This is a genomic window from Falsibacillus pallidus, assembly GCF_003350505.1.
Lineage (GTDB): Bacteria > Bacillota > Bacilli > Bacillales > DSM-25281 > Falsibacillus > Falsibacillus pallidus.
Genome location: NZ_QQAY01000013.1, coordinates 15,715 through 38,192, shown reverse-complemented (window position 1 = coordinate 38,192; position 22,478 = coordinate 15,715). Strand labels below are relative to the sequence as shown.

Below are 22,478 nucleotides of genomic sequence, written 5' to 3'. Positions count from 1 at the left end.
ATTGAACAATTAGAAGAATGGATGACAAAGCCATCCCAAGCGCTTGTTGAGGATATGAAAAAAATAGAGGGAGATATCCTTATTCTTGGGGTAGGCGGAAAAATGGGACCGACTCTCGCTAAAATGGCCAAACGTGCCATCAATCAAGCGGGAGTGGAGAAAAAAGTGATAGGGGTATCCCGATTCTCAAATGGATCCCTCCGTGAAGAACTTGAATCATCAGGTGTTGAAACGATTGCGGCAGATTTATTGAACGAGGAAGACCTTCAAAATCTCCCCAATGCCAAAAATATCATTTATATGGCCGGAACGAAATTCGGCACGAAGGATAATGAACATTTTACTTGGGCTATGAATGCTTATCTGCCTGGCCGGGTAGCTGAAAAATTCAAAAAATCCAATATAGTATCCTTTTCCACCGGGAATGTCTATCCATTGACCTCTGTCAACAAAGGCGAATGTTCAGAAGATCATCCTGTGCAGCCAGTCGGCGAGTACGCTCAGTCCTGTTTAGGAAGGGAACGGATTTTCACTTATTTTTCACATAAACATCAGACGCCTGTTTTATTGTTCCGCTTGAACTATGCCATTGATATGAGATACGGAGTGCTATTGGAAATCGCTAAACAAGTCAATGCCGGCACACCAATAGACCTGTCTATGGGACAGGTGAACGTGATATGGCAAGGCGACGCTAATGAATATGCCATCCGTTCCCTGCTGCACTGCAGTTCTCCGCCGAAGACGTTGAACATAACAGGTCCTGAAAAAGTATCGGTTCGCTGGATCGCACAGCAATTTGGTGAAAGATTGAATAAGCCTGTCCAATTTATCAATGAAGAGAAGGACACCGCTCTTTTGAACAATGCCTCCAAAGCACACCAGCTTTTTGGGTACCCCCGTGTGACTCTTGCTTCCATGATTGACTGGACAGCCGATTGGATTTCCGAGGGAGGCGCTATGTACAATAAGCCGACCCATTTCCAAGAGAGGGAAGGAGTCTTTTAAAACATGCTGAGTGAAAATGTAAAAAAACTGCTGTTCAGCGGAACGGTGATACCTGCCCACCCGTTGGCATTGAACGAAAATAGGGAGCTGGATGAAGCCAGGCAGCGCGCTTTGACCCAATACTATATGGATGCCGGTGCAGGTGGAGTGGCGGTAGGCGTCCACACTACTCAATTTGAAATAAGGGACCCAAAGTTTCATTTATATGAAAAAGTGCTGAATCTGGCCATTGAAGAAATAGAAAAAAGAAATTTGCAGCGTCCATTCATTAAAGTCGCCGGTATTGCAGGACCGACGCAGCAGGCTGTAAAAGAGACGCACTTTGCCAAAAATGCAGGATATGACCTCGGGTTGTTGAGCATGGGAGGATTGAATGATTATTCAGAAGCCGAATTGTTAAATAGAACGAAACGAATTGCCGAAATCATACCTGTCTTCGGATTTTATTTGCAGCCTTCAGTTGGAGGGCGGGTATTGTCCTTTGAATTTTGGAAGACATTTGCGGAAATTGATAATGTGTTTGCTATTAAAATGGCGCCTTTCAACCGCTACCAGACCTTAGATGTCGTCCGTGCCGTATGCGAGTCGACTCGCTCTGATCAAATCGCTTTGTATACAGGGAACGATGATAATATCATCAACGATTTATTGACTGTCTATCGTTTTCAGTCCAATGGAAAAACCATTGAAAAGGCTATTGTTGGCGGTCTTTTGGGCCACTGGGCTGTCTGGACCAAAACAGCAGTGGAATATTTTGAACGGATAAAAGCAGTAAGGGGACAGGAAGCAATTCCAGCTCATTTTCTGACTCTTGCACAAGAAGTGACAGATGCCAATGCCGCATTTTTTGATTCCGCCAACCGCTTCAAAGGCTGCATTGCCGGCATCAATAAGGTATTAGCAATGCAGGGTCTTCTTCAAGGAGAGTGGTGCCTGCTTCCGGAAGAGCGACTGAGTGACGGCCAGTTGGAGGAAATACAGCGGGTCTACCGGGACTACCCTCATTTGCAGGATGATTCCTTTGTGTCTCAAAACCTATCAAATTGGCTTAATAAGAATGAAAAACAATCGATATAGGCTGTTTTCGTAAACATTATTATTAAAATCTTAATGCTGATTTTAACGTGAAAATACCTGTTTTGCGCGGTGAAATAGAGTATTCAGGCTCCTTTTTCAGCTGAATTTCCTGCATTGATTGCACAAGTTATCCTATTTTAATGGCTAAAGCAACAAACTTTGAGAAAACAGCCTCGATATAAGAAAGTGCGGGAGGGAAATGAATGAAAATTGGAATCATTGGCAGCGATTCCTCCCATGTAATTGCTTTTACTAGGGAAATATTGAACTGCGGATCCAATATAGGACATAAAATCGCGGCGGTCTATCCTTATTATTCACCACAGATCGCCAGCAGCATGAAGCAGCATCACATCATAATGGAGCGATTCCTTAAAGAGTTTCCTATTCCGATAGCTGATTCATTGGAAGAATTGAATGATCGCTGTGATGCTTACCTCCTGTTATCCATGTTTTCTCCTGATCGGAAAAAGATATGGGAACAACTGAAGGGATTTGGCAAACCGGTTTTTATTGATAAGCCGCTATCCCTTTCAACCGAAGAGGCGCATCAGTATTTTATGGATAGCAAAGAAGGAAGAACCCCTTTGATGAGCAGTTCAGCTCTAAGGTACGCAAACTTTATCCAGCGATTCCAAAATGAGTATTCGCCTGATGAAATTGTCGAATTAGAGTTGGAGGGGCCGCTCGATTTCGCACCGCATTATCCGGGCTATTTTTGGTATGGAATCCATCTTGTAGAGATGATGCAAGGCATTATGAAGACATTGCCGGTGAGCATATCTGTAAAAAAGAGTGGGCAGGGAGAGCTTGTAGAATGTATCATGGTAGACGGGAAAAAAGCTGTGATAAAAGGGATTCAAGAGGGCAAATCTGTTTATCGGATTACTGCCAAAACGAAAAATGAGGCTTTTCCTGTGATATGGGAAAGCGACCCGCAGGAATCCATGTACAGTGGGCTTATACAAGAGATCCTATCTTTCTTTAAAACGGGCAGAAATCCCATTCCGATTGAAGAAACCTTGTCGATCATCCATGTAATTGAAAGAATAAATCGCTGCAGAGACAATAGCCAGCGGGCCTTGTAAGTTATAAAAATTGGCTTTCTTAACGTTCAAATGTCAGCTGATTTCTAGAAGTTGAATGGACGCAAGACGCATTCTCCCACGGAAAGCAAAGTCTTGAAAGGAAATCCACAGCGGTGTTTAAGAGGGCTTAAACCTATAAAACGACATTTTCCGGGAAATAATTGTCTAAACGTGGCGATTTAAATTTTCATAATTTTTAATCAATTGTATTGACATGATGAAAGCGCTTCCGTAATATTATTTACAAGTACCAGATATGAACCAGTTGAGGGGGAGAAAGATGAAAGCAAAAAAGATCGTCAGTTTTTTATTGATGTTGGTGTTGATGTTTGCTATGGCAGCATGCAGCAATGACGAAAAAGCATCATCAGATGGGAAGGACAAGAAGTTCTCCGGTGAATTGACTGTATGGATCCATCCATACGTATCAAAGGATCTTAAGGATAAGCAGACAAAAGTATTCGAGCAGATGGCAGCTTCTTTTAACAAAGAGTACCCGGATGTAAAAGTGAAGTTCCAAGAGATCCCATGGGCAAATCGTGAGCAGAAGATCTTGACGGCGCTTGCTGCAAACCAAGGGCCAGATGTATTCTACCTCATCCCGGATATGATGGGTCAATTTGCCGATAAAGGAGTGCTTGCCCCAATCACTGATCTTCTGGGCAAAGATTTCGATAAAGAGGATTTCCCGCAAAGCTCCCTGGACGCAGTTTCTTATAAAGGTGAACTATACGGATTGCCGATTCTTCACGAAGTTCGTGCAAATGTCTATAACACTAAAATCATGGAAGAAATCGGTGCAAGCAAAGACGATGTCCCTACTACTTGGGAAGAGTTTGATGCATTAGCTGAAAAAGCAGTGGCAAAAGGCTACTATGCAAGAGGATTTGAAGGCGGAAACACATTGAACGCCACCCTCTACCCAGTCCTATGGCAAGCAGGGGGAGATGTTTTGGATAAGGATGGAAACGTTATCCTGAACAACGATGCAGGGGTAAAAGCTTTTGAAACAATCAATGATTGGTACAAAAAAGGCTGGATCCCGAAAGACTCTGTCAATACATTGGATCACTTCGCTAACTTCCTTGAAGGAAAGTCATTGTCTTCCGGTGCAACAGGCCTGACGCTAAGCACTTTGAAGCAAAAAGGATTTAAAGACTACGTCCTAGGACCTCCGTTGAAAGGAGAAGTACAATCAACATTTGGTACAACTGGCATGTTCGTTGTCGCTTCCAACAGCGATAAAAAAGAAGCGGCTGCTAAACTCGTAGAATATATGACAAATACAGAAAACTCAAAAGCATTCAATGAGTTGACTCAATATATTCCACCGCGTAAATCAGCAGCAGGAATCTATGATAACAATCCAGAAATGAAACAAATGGTAGATTGGCTCAAATATACAAAACCAGGCGTCATTTCTCCTGTAGCCCGCGATATTCTGCCTAAGATCCAAGCAGAAATGCAGGCAATGATGGAAGGAAAGAAAACGCCTAAAGAAGCGGCTGACGCTGCTGCAGAAGCAGTAAAGGCTGAATTGGCAAAACAATAGAATGTGAGCGGGGGGAGGAATATTACATTTCTCCTCCCTCTATTGCTAAATCCTATGAAACGGGCAATCTCATAGCAGGACGGCGTGGCGTGCAAAACATTAAATACAGATACGGATAACAGCAAAAAAGAACCCTTAGAGAAGGAGGGGGAATCTTGGAAAGCGCAGGATTGAATACGGCAACTGAAGCACAAGTGGTCTATAAAATTTCCAGAAAAGAAAAGATGAAGCGCCATTGGAACAAATATGCGCTGGTGTATATATTCCTTGTTCCGATCTTAATACACTTTTCCATTTTTCAGTTATTCCCGATTTTGTTCAGTTTCTACCTGACATTTACGAATTGGCCGGTGATTGGCGAGCCGGAGTTCATCGGGCTGAAAAACTGGCTGGGCCTGCTGCATGATCCACTTGCATGGAAGGCCATAGGGAATACGATTATGTTTTCAATCTATTATATTGTCCCTACGATGGCAGTCGGTTTGATTTTGGCTTTGCTGATCAATAGCGGAAAGAAAGGCACAGGCTTTTTTAAAGCAGTCTTCTTCCTGCCTGTTGTCACTTCATTCGTCGTCGTTTCAGGCATATGGGCATGGATCTTCAAAGGGACGGATGATGGGTTCGTTAATATGCTGCTGCATGCAATTGGCATAGAACCGCAGCTTTTCCTGTCAGATTCAGACCAGGCGCTTATTGTGCTTGCTGGACTTTCCATATTCAAAGTTTGTGGAAGTACGATGATTTACTATTACGCTGGCCTGCAATCAATGCCGCATGAATTGTACGAAGCGGCAAAGATCGATGGGGCGGGACCGTGGAAGACGTTTTGGAAAATCACTTTTCCACTCTTGCTTCCAATCCATTTTTACGTAGCAATCGTGACGACCATTGGATCATTCCAAATCTTCGACTCGGCATTCCTTTTGACATCTGGGGGCCCGAGCAATTCAACGATTACGATTGTTTATTACTTATACCAGGAAGGTTTTACATCGCTCCGATTGGGCTATGCAAGTGTCCTGGCCTATGTTCTATTCTTCATCATCTTCGTTATTTCATTGATTCAGAAAAAATATATGGGGAAAGAAGTGAGCTACAAATGAGGAGGGAGAGGCCATGTTAAAAATGATGAATCGTTCACAACTGCTTTATATCCCTCTCATTCTATTAGGACTGGTGTTCATCATCCCGTTCGGCATTATGATCATCGGATCTTTGTTAAATATGACGCTGCCGATCGGCAACCCCTTTACATGGGTGGTCCATGAGAAATTTTCTTTTGCGAATTTTGGCTATATCTTCAAAAATGCGCCTTATTTGAAGTGGATCATTAATTCATTGATCATCACGATCATACCGGTTTTCAGCAACATGTTCTTTTCAGCTATCCTCGGCTATATTTTTGCCCGGAAACAATTCTTCGGACGCGAAGTGATCTTTTGGATAATGATGGCGGTCATCATGATACCAAGTCAGCTGTTGATCATCCCGCGCTATATCATGTTCAGTGATTTAGGATGGATCAATACGTACTTGCCATTGATTGTTCCGGAAATCTGGGGAATCATGGGCGTCTTCTTTGTGAGGCAGTACATGATGACCATGCCGAAGGATTTAGAGGAGGCAGCATACATCGACGGCGCCGGGGACTTTACCGTATTTTTCAAGGTCTATTTGCCACTGGCAAAGCCGGTTATCGCAACGGTAGGAACATTTGCCTTCATCGGGAATTGGAATGACCTCCTTACTCCATTGATTTTTACAACAAGTGATGAGATGTATCCAGTTACAGTGGGGCTTGCTTCATTGCTTACAAAAGAAGGCAACTTTGGCGTAGAGATGGCCGGTTCGGTGCTTTCTTTCATTCCCACATTTTTAATATTCATTTTCTTCCAAAGGTATTTTGTCAAAGGAATCACTTTGACTGGCATAAAATAAGAAGCTTCGTCAGAAAGGATCTGCAAACATGAGTGGAAAGATTAATAGAGAAGAATTCAAAGCAAAACTAAATCATTTAGTCTCCAGCATGAGGAAGAAAATCATTGAGGGGGATATCAATGTAGGAGACTATCTTCCTTCTGAATTAATATTGGCCGAACAGTACGGGCTTAGTAAGAACTCCGTTAGAAAAGGACTGGAGGAGCTTGTCAGCGAGGGGCTGATTGTCAAGAAGTCACGCATCGGCAATCAAGTGGCGTCGACCCGGCCTTTTGACCAGGTGATCTTAAGGGTTGGGTACTACCCGTCACTAATCAAAGATGCTCAATTGAAAGAATTGATTAAACGTTTTGAAGCAGAAAACCCAGCAATAAAAGTGCAAACGATTGCTTTGCCATACGAGCATTATAGACATACCGTACAGGACTTTTTCCAAAACGATATGATTGACGTCGTCACGATAAACTATAAGGATTTCTGTGATTTTAACCATTATCAATCCAGTGTATTTGAAGAAATCGCAGAGGATCCTAACATCTATTCCTTTTTGCAAAAGCCTTTCTCCGCTGCTGGAAAGAAAAAAACGCAGTATGTTAAGCCGTTTGTCTTTTCACCGATTGTCCTCTGCTACAATAAGGAACATTTTGATCAAAAAGGAATGGCTTATCCGGATAGCGGTTGGAAATGGGATGATGCGCTGGAAGCTGCCTCACAGCTAATGAAGGAAAACCAGGAAGATGGAAGGTGCGGGTTGTACTTTCATCCCCTTTCCTTAAATAGATGGCCGATTCTCCTTCTTCAGAACAGGGTGGAATTCACAAGAAACTCAAATGGAGAACCTGTTTTTCCAGGCAAGGAATTTCTCGAAAGTGTAAATTTGCTCCGGGCATTATTTGACGAACAGCAAATCATGCACACATTTTTGTCCGATAGCGATCGGGATGCTGAAAAACTGTTTTTGGAGCAAAAAGCATCGATGATCATGGCGTCCTATTTCAGCTTGAATGAAATCAAAAATCACAAGATCCAATATGACATAGCGCCGCTCCCATATTTAAAAGATCCGAGCACGCTTCTATTGATTATTGGCTTGGCAATCAATAAATTTTCCTCCAAAAAAGAGGCTGCAGCCAAATTTGTCGATTATCTCTCAGGGGAAGATGCGCAGGAAATCATTCGGACGAACACGTTGAGCATCCCGGCTATGAAGAAAGCTGCAGAGCGCCAGGATGAAACAGAAGTCTATAAACCGCTGCGATATCAACTTTTCAGAGAAATCATCCCAACGTATAAGCTGTATACCGATATAGGATTGACTGCAAAAGAATTTGGTGAGGTACGGAACGAATTAAGAATTTACTTGTCTGATTTAATGGATGATAAAATTTTTCAGCAGAGGCTGCAGGCAAAGCTGACAATCCAATCGTCCATTCCAAAATAATGTACGGGGGTGATGTAGTGAAAAGTGTTGTTGCGAGAAATCGAGCAGTTGAAGTGGTAGAAGAAATGAAGCCGGAAGTGAAGCCATCCTATGTCTTAGTCAAAACTTCCTTTTCTGTCATAAGCCCTGGAACGGAAATTTCCATCATCAATAAAAGCAAGGATCATCAAATCAACTTAGGATACAGTGCCTCCGGGATCGTAGAGAGCTGCGGGGATGGAGTCGAAGGGATCAAAGAAGGAGATCTTGTTGCCTGCTACGGGGCACCGTATGTGAAACATGCAGAATACTTGCTTGTCCCAAAGACCTTATGCTGCAAAGTTCCGCCGAATGTCACTGCAAAAGAAGCTGCTTTCGGAGGCATCGGAGCCATTGCCATCCATGCGCTTAGAGTAGGAAAACTCGAATTTGGAGAAAGCGCCGTAATAGCAGGACTTGGAATACTCGGGCAAATGATTGCACTCATTGCAAATGCGGCAGCATATCGTGTATTTGCTTTTGATTTATCAGCTGCCAGAACAGAAATGTTAACGAATGAACCATACATCCACTGCCATTCAGATATCGAACAAATGGAAAAGGACTTGTTTGAGAACACCAATTTCCGCGGGGCAGATTCCGTTTTCCTATGCGCAGGCGGTCATAAATCACCACTCACATCCCAAAGCCTGAAGTGGGTGCGTGACAAAGGAAAAGTGGTCATTGTAGGAGACATTGAACCGGATTTTCCGCGTCAGGATATGTTTGCTAAGGAAGCGGAAATCCTGATCTCCCGCGCAGGTGGACCAGGAAGGTATGACCCCGTATACGAATGTCGGGCCATTGACTACCCTTATGGATTTGTCAGGTGGACGGAAGGGAGAAATATCGGTGAATTCTTGAGGCTTGTCAATGAACACAAAATCGATCTTTCTCCTTATGTAAATGAAGTCATTAGCAGTGAGGATGTCGGGGAGGCATTTGAACAGCTGAGGAACAAAGAAACTTCTGTACTGACAAAAGTGATTCGGTATGCCTGAAGATTATTTTTAAGGTGCTGCAGCGAGAAGAAGAGAAAGATGGAGGTTCCCCTTGAAGTTTTGGGTAAACCTCCATCAGCAGGTGTGGAACGGGAAAAACGTTCAATGCAAGAGAATCTTACCTGATGGGCAAGGGAGGAGCTACATATGTTAAAGGTCGGTGTAATCGGAGTCGGAAGCATCTCTCAATATCATATTCAGCCTTACAAAGATCATCCGGAAGTCGAACTCGTTGCTTTTTGTGACCTGAATGAGCAAAGGCTGAAGAAAAAGGGCGAGGAATATGGTGTCAGCCAGCTTTATACTGATTATAAAGAATTGCTGAAGAACAAAGATATTGATGCAGTGAGCATTTGTACGTGGAATGAAACGCATGCTGAAATCGGGATCAGCGCATTGGAAGCCGGCAAGCATGTCCTGGTGGAGAAGCCGCTCTGCACAAATGTAGAGGAGGCTCATGCTTTTGAAAAGGCAGCGCGTGAGTCCGGAAAGACCGCGCAGGTTGGTTTTGTCAGGAGACACGGAAGCAACACGAAAATTCTTAAAAAGTTTCTTGATAACGGAGATCTTGGCGAACTGTATTATGCCAAAGCTTCTGTGTTGAGACGTTTAGGGAATCCCGGGGGCTGGTTTTCGGATAAAAAAAGGTCTGGAGGCGGGCCGCTGATCGACCTCGGCGTCCATTTGATTGACCTTTGCTGGTATCTGATGGGCAAGCCAAAACCAGTGTCCGTGACAGGGAACACTTATCACTCCCTTGGGAACCGGAATAACATCCAAAACTTAAGCTTTTACAAAGCCGCCGATTTTGATCCTGCGAGGAATGATGTCGAGGACTTGGCAAATGCATTGATTCGATTTGAAAACGGTGCATCTTTATTTATCGATGTGAGTTTCACTCTGCATACAAAAGAAAATGAGGTATCTGTCAAAGTGTTCGGTGATAAAGGAGGAGCGGAGATTGAACCGGAATTCTCTATTGTTGCTGAAAAATACGATACCATTCTGAATATTGACCCGCAAGTCGACCATAGTGAATTTAATTTTGTTGAAGCCTTTAATAATGAAGTGGACCATTTTATTCAATGCTGCCTTGGTAGGTCAGAGGTCATTGCGCCAATCAGCGATGGAGTCGAAGTTATGAAAATGATTTCTGCCATCTATGAATCTGCTGAACTGGGAAGAGAAGTCAATTTATAAATGGACATCTAATCAAAGCACCAAAGTCAGAGAAAAGAGCAATTAAAAAAGCTTAATAGAAAGAGAGGATTCGAAATGAAAGTCATCCTCCATAATAGAAAGAGATTTAAGAATTCACAAGCAGAATCAATTGTTGAAATCACAAATACAGATGATCTCAATGTGTTTCTTCTGGATACCAGGGGCTTTAACGGAACAGTAGCTGTTGACGGCCATAATGAAGGGGTTCAAAAACTATTAATAGAAGCTGATGAAGTCTATTTGCCTTCAACGATGGTCAAACAGTACGGGGAGTTCCTCAATGAAGAGAAATGCTTCCTCTATTTCGAGATGGAGGTGCATCCCCCTTCTGCAAGATTCATTGAATTATTGAATGCGGAAAATCAAAATCGCCGCGGGGTTTTCCGGATGAAACGGTCAAGTGATTCAGGACTGAATAAAGAAGCAATGCTCAGTGACGTATTTGTTTTCTCCAAATTGTTTGGAGAAGTATCCTCTGTATTTTTGAAAAAATCCGTGCGGGAAAGACATTGTTACCTTATTTCTTGCGTGACCTTTCAAAAGGATGTCATGGCACATTTTGAATATCTGGCATCTGATGCAAGTGAAGATAGTCTTGAAATGGAATGGTCTGGCCAGGGGGCCAACCTGGATTACTCCTCTGATAAAAGCGAGCCGGACTATTTGATTGACGTTGTGAGTCTACAGGAGAAATCTTATTCATTGAAAAGCCAAATAGCCCAGGAGTATTTGTCATTTAGCAGTGAAGAGAGATGGAGCGGGGAGGAAGTGAAATGATAAAAGTAGGCATGATGAGCTTTGCCCATATGCATGCTTTCAGCTATGCAGAATGTATCGAAAAAATCCCCAATGCTGAACTGGCCGCCATTTATGATGATGACCCAGGAAGGGGGGAAGAGGCTGCGAATCGTTTTGACGTGCCATTTGTTGAAGATGCTCAGGCATTTTTGGAGTTGCCTTTGGATGCCGTCATCATTTGCAGCGAAAATGCCAGGCATAAAGAGATGACAATTATGGCAGCCAAAGCCAAAAAACACATTCTTTGTGAGAAGCCCCTTGCTCTGACTGTTGATGAGGCAGAAGAAATGATCGAAGTCTGTAAAGAGGAAGGCGTCCTATTGCAGACAGCATTTCCGGTCAGATTCAGCCAATCCATGCAGAAGCTGAAGCGAATGATCGATCACGGAGAATTAGGCGAGATCATTGCCATGCGTTCCGTGAATCGTGGTCAAAACCCGGGAGGTTGGTTCGTGGACCCGAAATTGGCCGGAGGTGGAGCGGTCTTTGACCATACGGTTCATATGATTGATATCATGCGCTGGTTTTTAGGGAAGGAAATAAAAGAAATATATGCGACCGTCGAACATTACTTTTCAGAGCAGGAAATTGATGACGCGGGGCTCTTGACCATTGAATTTGAAGATGGCACCATTGCGAGCCATGACACGAGCTGGTCGAGGTTTTCAAAATTCCCTGCGTGGGGAGATGCAGCAATCGAAGTGATCGGAACAAAAAAATCAGTAAAAGCGGATGCCTTTGGCGAGAAACTTTTTCATTATAAAAATGAAGCAAAATCACTTCAATATTCATTTTTAGGAAATGACATTGACCAAGGATTGGTGGAAGATTTTCTTCAAAGTGTGTCAAATGGAACGGAGCCGTCCATCACCGGGTTTGATGGATTAAAAGCCGTGGAGGCGGCGCTTGCTGCCTATCAATCTGCCAGAGAATCGAAGCCGGTTTTACTAAGGGAGTTTTCTTAATGAGTGTTGTTAAAATTGAAAAATCCTCTTTTATTACCGTAAGCAAAAAAGTATGGGAAAAGAGCCGTTATTAATGAAGGAAAGAGCCTAGAAGAGGGAGCCCTTTCCTTCTTTTATTAGTAACGGTTTGTACCAGAAGGGATTTAAGGCGATGAACAAACAATATGATGTAGTCATTGTTGGTGGAGGTCCGGCAGGGATAAATGCTGCCATTGCTGCAGGAAGAATGAATGTGACGGTGCTCTTGGTCGAACGCTATGGATTCCTTGGCGGGATGTCGACAGCTGCCATGGTTTATCCTTGGATGACGTTTCATGACTATAAAGGAAGACAGGTCATCAAAGGAATCGCTGAGGAAATTGTAGGACGGCTCCAGGAGCAGGGTGCTTCACCGGGGCATTTGCGGGATACGATTGGATTTGTCCGCACTGTCACTCCTTATAAACAAGAAGAATACAAGCTGCTTGCTTTGGAAATGGCCAAGGAAGCAGGTGTGGATATTCTGCTGCACAGTTTTGTGGATGAAGTGAAGGTGAGCGGGAACAGCATCGAAAGCATTGTTCTATCTACTAAATCAGGGAGAATGACGATTGAAGGAAAGACATTTATTGATTGTACCGGAGACGGGGACCTCTGTCATTTAGCGGGTGCAAAGATGCAAGTCGGACGAGTGGATGACGGCCTCACTCAACCTATGACCATGAAATTCAGAATGAACGGCGTTGACTTGGATGCGGTTAAAAAATATATGATCGATCATCCTGATGAATTTTATTCGAAGTCATTGATTGAGGAAATCAAGTCGGGTGTCCACCCTTTAACAGTTGTCCAAGGCTTTTATCCGCAATGGAAAAAAGCAGGGCTTCCGATCAATCGGGATCATGTCTTGTTTTTTACTGGCCCCGGGGAAGATGAAGTGCTGATTAATTGTTCCAGGGTGCAAGGGTATGATGGGACGAAGGCAGAGGACCTGACGAAAGCAGAGTTTGAAGGAAGAAAGCAAGTGTTTATGCTGGCGGAATTTTTCAAAGAGTATGTTCCCGGATTCGAAAAAGCGGGGATAGCTTCTATTGCTCCTCAAATCGGAGTGAGGGAAACACGGAGGATACTGGGAGAATACGTTCTGACGGCAGAGGACGTGACAAACGGAACAAAATTCGAAGACAGGATCGCCATGAGTGCCTATCCAATCGATATCCATGACCCGAAGAAAGATTACGTAACGTTTGCGGAGGTTGGAGGCGATGGAACATTCGATATCCCGTACCGCTGCCTGCTGCCCAAGGAAATTGAAAACGTACTGGCTGCGGGACGCTGCATTTCAACCACCCATGAAGCATTTGCCACAACGAGGCTGACCCCAAGTGCGATGGCAACGGGACAGGCTGCCGGTACTGCTGCTTCCATCGCAGTAAAAGAGGGAGTCCGGCCAAAGGATATAAATATATCTTCTTTGCAAAAAATCTTAAAGGACAATGATGTAATTTTAGATTAAGAAGACTATTTTCGTAAAGGTTGTTGTTAAAATCTTACTGCCGATTGTAACGTGAAATTATCTGTGTGGCACGTTGCAATATAGAAACCAGGCTCTTTTCTAGCTAAACAAGCTAATTGTTTGCAAAAACTATCCTTTTTTCATTTAAAAAGCAACAAACTTTAAGAAAAGAGTCTTTCGTAAAGATTGTTATTAAAATAAAAATGCAGATTTTAACGTAAAAATAGTTAGTTTGTGTGTTCAAATGTTAATCCAAGCTCTTTTCACTATTTGAGCTATTTTGAGATTGGAATATCGCAGGAGAATTCCTACTTTATTAGCTAAAGCAACAAAGTTTGAGAAAAGAGCCTAGATTAAGAGGGAGGGGTCTTAATGGTAGATGTACTCATTGCCGGCGGCGGGCTTGGCGGCTGTGCCGCTGCACTTGCAGCATGTTCCCAAGGCTGCCGGGTGCTGATGACGGAAGAAACTGATTGGATAGGTGGTCAAGTTACTTCCCAAGCAGTTCCTTTGGATGAACACCCTTGGATTGAGGAAACAGGATGTACACAAACCTATCGATTATACCGCAGGAAAATACGGGACTATTATTTCCGCAGCATGCCGTTATCTTTATCCGTTGACAATCTTGCGAAAACGTTCAATCCAGGAAATGCACTTGTAAGCAATATAGCGCATGATCCAAGGGTTTCTTTGCAAGTTCTATACGAAATGCTTTCACCTTATCTACTGACTGGAAAGCTGGAAATCCTGCTGAACACAGTTGTCAAAAGGGTTAAAAAAAGGGGAAAGAGAATCGAGGCTGCAACCCTTCGAACAGCAGGGGGAGCAGCAGAGATTCATGTTAAGTGTGGATTGTTTTTAGATGCCACAGAAACAGGAGAACTTCTTCCTCTCTCAGAAACAGAGTATGTTACGGGGGCTGAGTCAAAAAAAGAGACGGGTGAACCGCATGCAGGAGAAGAGGCTGATCCCCATAATATACAAGCGTTTACGCATGTGCTGGCAATGGAGTATCGAGAAGGGGAAGATCATACGATAAAAGAACCTGAAATGTATTCATTTTGGAAATCTTTTCATCCTGATATTTGGCCAAATCCGTTGTTGAGTTTCACTGCACCACACCCCATAACACTTGAAAATCGAGAGTACTCCCTGTTCGGTGAAGACGGAAAGTTTTCTCTATGGAACTATCGAAGGATTTTTGACAATAAGCAATTCAATCTGGGAGATGCAGGGGATGTCGCTTTATTGAATTGGCCCCAAAATGATTACTTTTTGGGGAATGTGTATGACGTGGCTAATGATGAGAAAAAAAAGCACTTATTCGGCGCCAAACAGTTAAGCCTATCCTTGTTTTATTGGCTGCAGACCGAAGCGCCGAATCCATCCGGGGGGACCGGTTTTCCTGGTCTCAAGCTTAGAGGAGATGTCATGGGAACACGCGATGGCTTTGCAAAGGCTCCGTATATTAGAGAATCCAGAAGGCTTAAAGCCGAGTATACCATCAGGGAGCAGGATGTTTCTCCGGAATTTAACAGCGGATATGGAAAGGGGTATGAAGATTCAATTGGGGTGGGGTCATACAGCATCGATCTCCATCCAAGCATGTCAGGGAAGACCTATATCGATATACCGGCACTTCCTTTTCAAATCCCGCTTGGTGCATTGATTCCAAGAGAAACGGAAAATCTGCTTCCATGCTGTAAAAACATTGGCACCACGCATATAACCAACGGATGCTACCGGCTGCACCCAGTTGAGTGGAACATCGGAGAAGCCTGCGGCCATCTGGCTGCCTACTGTATTCAGCGTAAAGTGAATCCAAAAACTGTGCGCGAAAACAAAAGCCACTTGCAGAAGTATCAAGAAACACTGCGAACCAGCGGCATTCAGCTCCACTGGTGAAGTCTACTTAAGGTGTCACCACTCGAAACCTGTCGAATATTCTTGGGGGACGGTAGCGACAGGCAATAAAGAACCAATGAAAAAACCGCATTTCTCATTAGGGGAAATGCGGTTCTGTATCTGTTACATAAGGTATGGCAATACGGATACCCCGGCTCCAAGTCCGATGGTAGCGATGCCTATTAATACATATCTGACGGTTCTACGTTTCTTTTTCAATAGATACGCTTCTTCAGGCGTCAAAAATCTTCCCATTTTAACTCCTCCTTGGTTCGATAACTGGCTGACTTAGTCCTGTGACCTTAGCCCCTTTAGTTTTGCGCCGCCATCTTTCAATGGCTTAGCCGTTTCGTCCTTCTAAGGACAATATACCAGATATTTCGACAAGAGTAATAGTTCTATAGTCTTATTTATTTGAATTATGCATAAAAGAATATTTTGCGCCAAAGTAACATGGGGCTGAAGCTGGACCAAGAAAAGCGCAAGCGCCTCGGTCAGCCCCGACCAGCATAAGACGGAGCTCGAAGGAAATCCTGATTTCTATAAAGGTACGGCTTATGACTCGAGGGGCTAGGCGCTGGAGCTGTACGTCACCCGATCCTTCTGGAAATCCCCATCCACTTGCTAAGCACTTCGTAACGGGTCAGTCTGACACTGGATTTCCCGTCCCCTTTTCAGCTAGAATAGTAGAAATCAATCCCGGCTGTCGCCACTGAACACCCTGTCGACAGGGGAACTAAAGAGGTGCTATTCAAAAATGAATGTTTTAATTGCGTGCGATACATTTAAAGGTTCTTTATCATCATATGAAGTTGGAAAAGCGGCTGAGACCGCCATAAAAAAAGTGATTCCAGAAGCGAAGACCGTCATTTCACCTATGGCAGACGGAGGAGAAGGGACAATCGAAGCCCTCCTTCAAAGCACAAATGGCCATGAAGTGGAAGTAGACGTCCATGACCCGCTGATGCGGCCAATCAAAGTGAAATATGCCGTCATCCATCAAGACGACCGTGATGTCGCCTATATCGAATGTGCAAGGAGCAGCGGCTTGTCCCTGCTTCCTAAACAGCTGCAAAATCCATTCAACACTAATACATATGGACTCGGCGAACAAATCAAAGATGCCATCAAGCGCGGTTATCGGGATATTGTCGTTTCCCTGGGCGGGAGTGCAACAAACGACGGGGGCCTTGGAATGATGCAAGCGCTTGGCTGGCATCTATACGATGTATCCGGCACTTTGATGGGGATGCGGGGCAACCCGATAATGCAAGCCGTCCGTCTTTCTGATGAAGACGTCATCCCTGAACTGAAGGACTGCCTAATCACCGCTGCTAGCGATGTCACCTGTCCTTTTTATGGGGAGAGGGGAGCAGCCTATGTATTCGCCAAGCAAAAAGGGGCATCCGATGTAGAAATCGGGGAACTCGACCTGGCGATGAGAAAACTAGCGAATCTATTTGAAAAGACCTACGGAAAGGATGTCCAGAACATCCCTGGTTCAGGGGCAGCCGGGGGGCTTGGCGGCGCTATCTCCGCACCATTAAACGGTACAATAAAATTCGGCGTCGACCAAGTCATCGAACTCACCAGTCTGGAAAGCAAGATTAAAGAAGCAGATCTCATCATTACGGGTGAAGGAAGCATAGATTATCAATCCTTGATGGGTAAAGTGCCCCTTGGTGTCGGAAAGATTGCCAAAAAACACAATAAAAAAGTGATTGCCATTGCCGGCAGGATTGATTCTGAATTGACCCTGCACAATCATTTTCTCGACGGCATCTTCTCCATTCAAACCGAATGCCGAACTATTGAGGAAGCGCTTGACCCGGCAATTACGAAGCAGCAGGTGGAAACAACCGTAGAGCAGCTTATTAGATTATTAAGATGAAAAATCATATTGTTGGACAAATAACCGAAAAGACCTAGTAAACTTTTACCATCTCTAGTAAAATAGTTAAGGAATAATGTTACTGGAGTGGATAAAATTGTTAAAATTCCGTCATGCTTTATCGGGTGCAATCCTGTTTTTGGCTGTTTTTGCAGCGAATAAAGCATATGCAGTTGAAGGGACGTATTCTTTTGAAGTCGAAAAAGAAACCCCTGTTGTAATGAATGTCGCTGGTGAAAAAATATCTGCGGGAGTTTTGCTTCCGAACGTAGAATATTCTGCTGCCAAGGATGGGGAAAAGCTCCTCGTGCCTTTTTCTAACCTGGTAGAGGGTCTGCCGTTGAATGAGTCCGTAAATGTTCTAGAAACGACTGAGCCCAGCCAATCGAGTTTGAATCCGGATATGGTTATTACAAGTCGGCAGATTGTCGTCTTTGACAATGTGCAAGCTGAACATGCTATCGGCATTCTTAACCGCAATATTCGGTATGCTGCATCTGAAAGCAGCGACCCTAAATGGCTTAAAATCAATTTTGCTGGACGGGAAGGATATATTTTAAAGAGTTTCACAGAAAAAGATGAAGGTATCCCTGTTTTGATGTATCATCATATTTTAAAAGATTCTGAGAATGTCAATTTTCACGATAATATGACTGTTTCTTATGATGAGTTCCAAAAGCAGATGGACTACTTGCAGGCTAAAGGATTTAGAACAATTGATTTGCCTACGTTAGAGCAATATTTGAAGTATAATCAAAATCTGCCGGGCAAAGTGGTGGTTTTGACTTTTGATGATGGTCTAGTCTCCACCATCCATTATGCCTATCCTATATTGCAGGAAAAGCACTTTATAGCAACAGATTTTGTCATTGGATGCAGGCTTTATCAGCATAGTCTTCCATTCAATCCAGAATCCCTGCAGTACATGGGATTTAATGATATCGTGCAATATAAAGATGTGTTTTCCTATGAATCTCATACATATGCCATGCATTTAAGGGATAAAGATACATTTACACCTTATATGCAAATGTATTCGGAAGAAGAAGTCGAAGGTGACCTGCTTCACTGGAATGAATTCACAGGGTTAAAATCTACTTATCTTGCCTATCCATGGGGTCAGTTTAATAAAACAGCAGAGACTGCTGCAGCGAAAGCGGGGATCCATATGGCGTTCACAACTGAAACAGGGAATGTGAAAATAGGAGATCCGATGCTGATGCTAAAAAGGCAGGGAGTTTCCCGCTATCACAATATGGATGTGTTTACTGAAAAAGTAGAAAATAACTAAAAAAAACGGCTAATTATGAAAGCATAATTAGCCGTTTTTTTTATTTAAAGATAAGAAAGTATAAAAATTTGGAGTGGTATTTTGTCCAGCTCCAGCGCCTAGCTCCTCGAGTCATAAGCCGTACCTCTACGGAAATCAGGATTTCCTTCGAGTTCCGTCTTATGCTGTTCGGGGCTACCAAGGCGCTTCCGCTTTTCTATTTGCTCATCAATGATAATAAATAAATTAAAATGACAGATATGATGGCAGTACCTAAGATATGAAAAAAGAAATCAATCAAATTTTCCTTAAATTCCCCTGTGTTATTTCTTCTTTTCTTCTGGTAGGTGCGAAGTTCCCGATTACGCGTCGCTCTTCCTTCCATAAAAAACCTCCAGTGGATAATATTATCTATATTATAGAATAAAAATTCAGATAATAGCTATTAAAAACCGAAAAAAGTCGACAATTCTGCTTTTTCATCATAAAAAAGAACAGTCCCTCTTAAAGGAACCGTCCTTTTAGCTAAATAACGTATGGAATAATTGCACCAAGAAGTAAAAGGATAATAAAAAGTGGCACGAAGATCCAATTGCTTGAAATCTCCTTTTTTCCCTGAAGCACCAGGGTATCTGCCGATTTCTTCATTGCACTTCCTCCGTTTCGGTAACTGGCGAGCATAGCCCTTTCAGCGTTAGCCCCTATAGTTTTGCGTCATTGCCTTTCAGCAACTTTGCCATTTTTCGACATCGAACTACAGGGACTATAATAATAAAAACAGAGAGTGAACGAAAGGGTAAATATACCTATATTTTACTGAATTATGTACAAAATTTAGTTAGTTTGGTCTTTGTGGTTTGGATGACTTCTGGCATAGGCGGATTTGTTATCTCCAGAGTAATAAAAAAAGACCCCTGCAAAAGGGGCCATCCACTGACATATTCTAATCCCTGCTGTTCAAAATCCCAAAAATGCGAAGGATGCTTAGCAGCAGATTGATGAAATCAAGATACAGGTTCAATGCCATCAATGGCACATCTTCGGGGCTGATACTGTAATGCTTCATACGGTTGAAATCAAATAATACATATCCGCTAAAAACGAGCACTCCAATAAAGGAATAAACCAGCATCGCAGTTGAACTCAATGGCCAGAAGATATTAAACAAACCGAGCACGACCAGCGCAAGCAATGCTGCGAATAAGAATCCTCCAAGAAACGAAAGGTCGCGTTTTGTCTTAGAAGCATAGATAGCCAATCCGCCAAATACGACCACTGTTGTACCGACTGCCTGCAAGACCAGGTTAGCGCCCATTGTCGCCAAGTAGTATGCGATGATCGGATATGTCGTCACACCTGAAATGAATGTGAATACATAAAGGAATGTGTAGGAGATTGCCTTCTTGCGTCTTAGGAAGAACGCGACAAGAAGCATTCCGACTTCCACAATAGCCAGCGGCATGAACAATGCAGGCGGTACGAATACGCCGGCGCAGAGCCCGAGTGTGGCAAACGCCAAGGAAATGGCAAAAGCTCTTAAAACGGATGGTAAAACCGATTTTGAATGAACAAACTCAGTATTTGAATACATAATTATCACCTCAATAATAATACGGGCTATCGCCCGAAAAGATTCAGCAAATACAGTAATTTTTATCTATCATATCATCATTATAGACATAATCAAGAACCACAGTCTGAAAAAAGAAAAAAACTGCTCCATAATGATATGGGCAGTTTATTAGAAGAAGAGCTGTTTAAGCATATAAATCATTGATTTGATAAAAGGATTTCTCTTTTTTTCTGGAACTCTTATCAACTGGAGCAAAAAACTTTTTAATGAATCATTACTTTCCACATACTTCATGATCTCAGCCGTTTCAGCGTCCTGATAGTTTTCACGAAGCACCATCGGATCCATGGCCCGTTCTTCCTCTCCAGTTAGGAGATAGGCGAAATGGTTGTTTGGAATATAAAGGCCCTCTTTGATATGTATAAGCATTTCATAGGTGAGTCCCCTTTCGCCCGTTTCATATCTTGAGTAGCTTGTCTGGGTCAAATTTAAACGTGCAGCAGCTTCGATTTGGCTGATTTGTAAAACGCGTTCCCTATATTCTCTTAACCTGATATGAAATGACATGGCATCACCGTTTTTCTTCCACGATATCTCTTTTTAAATAAGAAAAAAGGGATTATGCCATAACGGTATAATAAAAAACATTCCGAATAGGATTAGGAAAAAATACCTAATTTTCACTTACATTTTTCTGAAAAGTTTGGTATTATTTACCTGTAAAATCAGAAAAATCTGAGAAATCAACGTCTAGGAGGGAATAATGGCTCATTATGAATTTGCAATTACTCAAATATCGGGAAAAGAATCAACGAAAGAAAATACAAATTGGAAATTGATTTTTAAAGAGAATCATAGCGGCCAAAATATCAGAGTACTTTCTTTTCGGGATATCTCGAATGTTCTTCAAAATTCGTCCGTTCGTTCCTTAAATAAAATTCCCCAGGAGGACCCAGGCGCCTCTTACCTGCAAATCCCGCTCCACAATGAACTTCAGATGGTATTTTATATCAAACACAAGGACCTTTGGACAAAAGTAAAAGCCACATTTTCCCTAGAAAAATCCAAACTGCGGATTGAACCTGTTTCCAATGTGCTTTTTTTGAACAAAGCGATTGTCGATCAGCTCCTTAATTGTTTTGCGCTGGAACGTGGTAATACCATCACTTTTTGGTATGAGCCGAAAAAGGGAGGAAGTGCATCAAGGGTTAAGCCAATATCGGTAATCGACTAATAGAATAAAATGAATTCCATATGAATATTGTGATATGGAATTTACTTCCATTACGAAAGAGGAAATTGCATGAAAACAATTGAAGTTTCAGTAGTCATTCCAACCTTCAACCGCCCAATCCAGCTATGCGAGTTGCTCGAAAGCTTGCATAGGCAAACATTTCAATCTTTTGAAGTGATCATTGTCAATGACAATGGAGCATCGGTAGATTTTGTGAATGGCCTCTATCCTGAATTGGAGATTACGGTTATTAACCCTCCCGGGAAACTCCAACATGTCCGTGCTCGCATTGCAGGAGTCCATGCTGCAAAAGGAACCTATATTATGCTGTGTGACGATGATGATTTGCTTTTGCCAGGGCATATGGAACGGATGATGCAAGAGATACAATCGGCTGACCTAGTATATTCCGACGTGGAAATTTTTCATTATTTATTACATAAGGACCGACGGGAAGCAACCGGAAAGCACCTGTTTGCGTACAGCAATGAAATTAAAGATATGCAGAAATTTTCCACATATGTTCCGTCAGGGAGCCTCTATCGAAAATCGCTTCATGAAGAAATCGGATATTTCGATCCTGATATGCACAACTATTGGGACTGGGATTTTTATCTTAGGACGTCCCGTCAGCATAAGATCAAGCGGGTCCCGGAAGCGAGTGTGCTATATGCGTTTGGGAACAATGACAACAACTCGAGTAATTTGGAATCGATGAGACTGTACTTAGATCGATTATGCATCAAGCATCAGCTTGGCTATCTTCCAACGAATAATTTTTGGCTGCTGCTGGATGATCCTGCTACGGTAAATCGGAAGTCGGATTCCAATAGAACGTGGAATGGAATCATTGAACCTTCCAGATTGGCTATTAATGGAGATATATTCTCTGTAATCAATTGAAAATTATTCCATAAACTACCATCCTCCATTAGGTGGTTAATATGATTTACTAATATAGTAAAGAAATATTAACCAAACAATTTTACGGAGGGCTGTC

At 42.8% G+C, this 22,478-nt stretch carries 21 protein-coding genes and 2 riboswitches; of the genes, 17 read left to right on the top strand and 4 right to left on the bottom strand.

Annotated elements, in window-relative coordinates:
• The first annotated feature begins 21 nt into the window (after positions 1-21).
• The 13 genes from DFR59_RS15505 (at position 22) to DFR59_RS15445 (ending at position 15,510) form a co-directional block, all read left to right on the top strand.
• Complete coding sequence (locus DFR59_RS15505) at positions 22-1,008, top strand: NAD-dependent epimerase/dehydratase family protein (RefSeq protein WP_425454716.1); 987 nt, start codon at positions 22-24, stop codon at positions 1,006-1,008.
• A 3-nt stretch (positions 1,009-1,011) separates the two neighbouring features.
• Complete coding sequence (locus DFR59_RS15500; protein ID WP_211318569.1) at positions 1,012-2,085, top strand: dihydrodipicolinate synthase family protein; 1,074 nt, start codon at positions 1,012-1,014, stop codon at positions 2,083-2,085.
• A 203-nt stretch (positions 2,086-2,288) separates the two neighbouring features.
• The gene (locus DFR59_RS15495; RefSeq protein ID WP_114746583.1) at positions 2,289-3,173 is read left to right on the top strand and encodes a Rossmann-fold NAD(P)-binding domain-containing protein; all 885 of its coding nucleotides are present in this window, start codon (positions 2,289-2,291) and stop codon (positions 3,171-3,173) included.
• Positions 3,174-3,453: 280 nt separating this feature from the next.
• Positions 3,454-4,725: a sugar ABC transporter substrate-binding protein gene (locus DFR59_RS15490; RefSeq protein ID WP_114746582.1), complete on the top strand. Its 1,272-nt coding sequence runs from the start codon at positions 3,454-3,456 to the stop codon at positions 4,723-4,725.
• A 224-nt stretch (positions 4,726-4,949) separates the two neighbouring features.
• A complete protein-coding gene (locus DFR59_RS15485; protein ID WP_114746622.1) occupies positions 4,950-5,828 on the top strand; it encodes a carbohydrate ABC transporter permease in 879 nt (292 codons plus the stop codon).
• A 13-nt stretch (positions 5,829-5,841) separates the two neighbouring features.
• Complete coding sequence (locus DFR59_RS15480) at positions 5,842-6,663, top strand: carbohydrate ABC transporter permease (protein WP_114746581.1); 822 nt, start codon at positions 5,842-5,844, stop codon at positions 6,661-6,663.
• Positions 6,664-6,691: 28 nt separating this feature from the next.
• Positions 6,692-8,104: an extracellular solute-binding protein gene (locus tag DFR59_RS15475; protein WP_114746580.1), complete on the top strand. Its 1,413-nt coding sequence runs from the start codon at positions 6,692-6,694 to the stop codon at positions 8,102-8,104.
• 17 nt (positions 8,105-8,121) lie between these two features.
• The gene (locus DFR59_RS15470) at positions 8,122-9,123 is read left to right on the top strand and encodes a zinc-dependent alcohol dehydrogenase (RefSeq protein WP_114746579.1); all 1,002 of its coding nucleotides are present in this window, start codon (positions 8,122-8,124) and stop codon (positions 9,121-9,123) included.
• 147 nt (positions 9,124-9,270) lie between these two features.
• A complete protein-coding gene (locus DFR59_RS15465; protein WP_114746578.1) occupies positions 9,271-10,323 on the top strand; it encodes a Gfo/Idh/MocA family protein in 1,053 nt (350 codons plus the stop codon).
• Positions 10,324-10,398: 75 nt separating this feature from the next.
• The gene (locus tag DFR59_RS15460; RefSeq protein WP_114746577.1) at positions 10,399-11,121 is read left to right on the top strand and encodes a hypothetical protein; all 723 of its coding nucleotides are present in this window, start codon (positions 10,399-10,401) and stop codon (positions 11,119-11,121) included.
• Complete coding sequence (locus DFR59_RS15455; protein ID WP_114746621.1) at positions 11,121-12,107, top strand: Gfo/Idh/MocA family protein; 987 nt, start codon at positions 11,121-11,123, stop codon at positions 12,105-12,107. Before DFR59_RS15460 ends, DFR59_RS15455 begins: the two co-directional genes overlap by 1 nt.
• A gap of 151 nt (positions 12,108-12,258) precedes the next feature.
• Complete coding sequence (locus tag DFR59_RS15450) at positions 12,259-13,602, top strand: FAD-dependent oxidoreductase (RefSeq protein WP_114746576.1); 1,344 nt, start codon at positions 12,259-12,261, stop codon at positions 13,600-13,602.
• A gap of 372 nt (positions 13,603-13,974) precedes the next feature.
• Positions 13,975-15,510, top strand: a complete 1,536-nt coding sequence (locus tag DFR59_RS15445) for an FAD-dependent oxidoreductase (RefSeq protein WP_114746575.1) — start codon at positions 13,975-13,977, stop codon at positions 15,508-15,510.
• A 123-nt stretch (positions 15,511-15,633) separates the two neighbouring features.
• Here DFR59_RS15445 and DFR59_RS20530 read toward each other — a convergent pair whose 3' ends face one another.
• Positions 15,634-15,765, bottom strand: coding sequence for a hypothetical protein (locus tag DFR59_RS20530; RefSeq protein ID WP_281269367.1), 132 nt, complete (start codon positions 15,763-15,765; stop codon positions 15,634-15,636).
• Positions 15,766-15,781: 16 nt separating this feature from the next.
• A riboswitch (cyclic di-GMP riboswitch) is annotated at positions 15,782-15,866 on the bottom strand.
• Between the two features lie 401 nt (positions 15,867-16,267).
• Between DFR59_RS20530 and DFR59_RS15440 the strand changes: the two genes are divergently transcribed.
• Together DFR59_RS15440 and DFR59_RS15435 are read left to right on the top strand one after the other, a co-directional pair.
• A complete protein-coding gene (locus tag DFR59_RS15440) occupies positions 16,268-17,401 on the top strand; it encodes a glycerate kinase family protein (RefSeq protein WP_114746574.1) in 1,134 nt (377 codons plus the stop codon).
• Between the two features lie 97 nt (positions 17,402-17,498).
• Positions 17,499-18,692 (top strand): polysaccharide deacetylase family protein, encoded by a 1,194-nt coding sequence (locus tag DFR59_RS15435; protein ID WP_158538409.1) that lies wholly within the window; start codon positions 17,499-17,501, stop codon positions 18,690-18,692.
• Positions 18,693-18,888: 196 nt separating this feature from the next.
• Here DFR59_RS15435 and DFR59_RS20115 read toward each other — a convergent pair whose 3' ends face one another.
• From DFR59_RS20115 to DFR59_RS15425, 3 genes are all read right to left on the bottom strand, one after another.
• Positions 18,889-19,056: a hypothetical protein gene (locus DFR59_RS20115; protein ID WP_158538408.1), complete on the bottom strand. Its 168-nt coding sequence runs from the start codon at positions 19,054-19,056 to the stop codon at positions 18,889-18,891.
• 277 nt (positions 19,057-19,333) lie between these two features.
• Positions 19,334-19,419: riboswitch (cyclic di-GMP riboswitch) on the bottom strand.
• Between the two features lie 195 nt (positions 19,420-19,614).
• Positions 19,615-20,262, bottom strand: a complete 648-nt coding sequence (locus DFR59_RS15430; protein WP_114746572.1) for a Bax inhibitor-1/YccA family protein — start codon at positions 20,260-20,262, stop codon at positions 19,615-19,617.
• A 150-nt stretch (positions 20,263-20,412) separates the two neighbouring features.
• A complete protein-coding gene (locus DFR59_RS15425) occupies positions 20,413-20,811 on the bottom strand; it encodes a helix-turn-helix domain-containing protein (protein ID WP_114746571.1) in 399 nt (132 codons plus the stop codon).
• 196 nt (positions 20,812-21,007) lie between these two features.
• Between DFR59_RS15425 and DFR59_RS15420 the strand changes: the two genes are divergently transcribed.
• Positions 21,008-21,478 (top strand): hypothetical protein, encoded by a 471-nt coding sequence (locus DFR59_RS15420; protein ID WP_114746570.1) that lies wholly within the window; start codon positions 21,008-21,010, stop codon positions 21,476-21,478.
• A 69-nt stretch (positions 21,479-21,547) separates the two neighbouring features.
• Positions 21,548-22,381, top strand: coding sequence for a glycosyltransferase family 2 protein (locus DFR59_RS15415; RefSeq protein ID WP_114746569.1), 834 nt, complete (start codon positions 21,548-21,550; stop codon positions 22,379-22,381).
• Positions 22,382-22,478 lie beyond the last annotated feature (97 nt).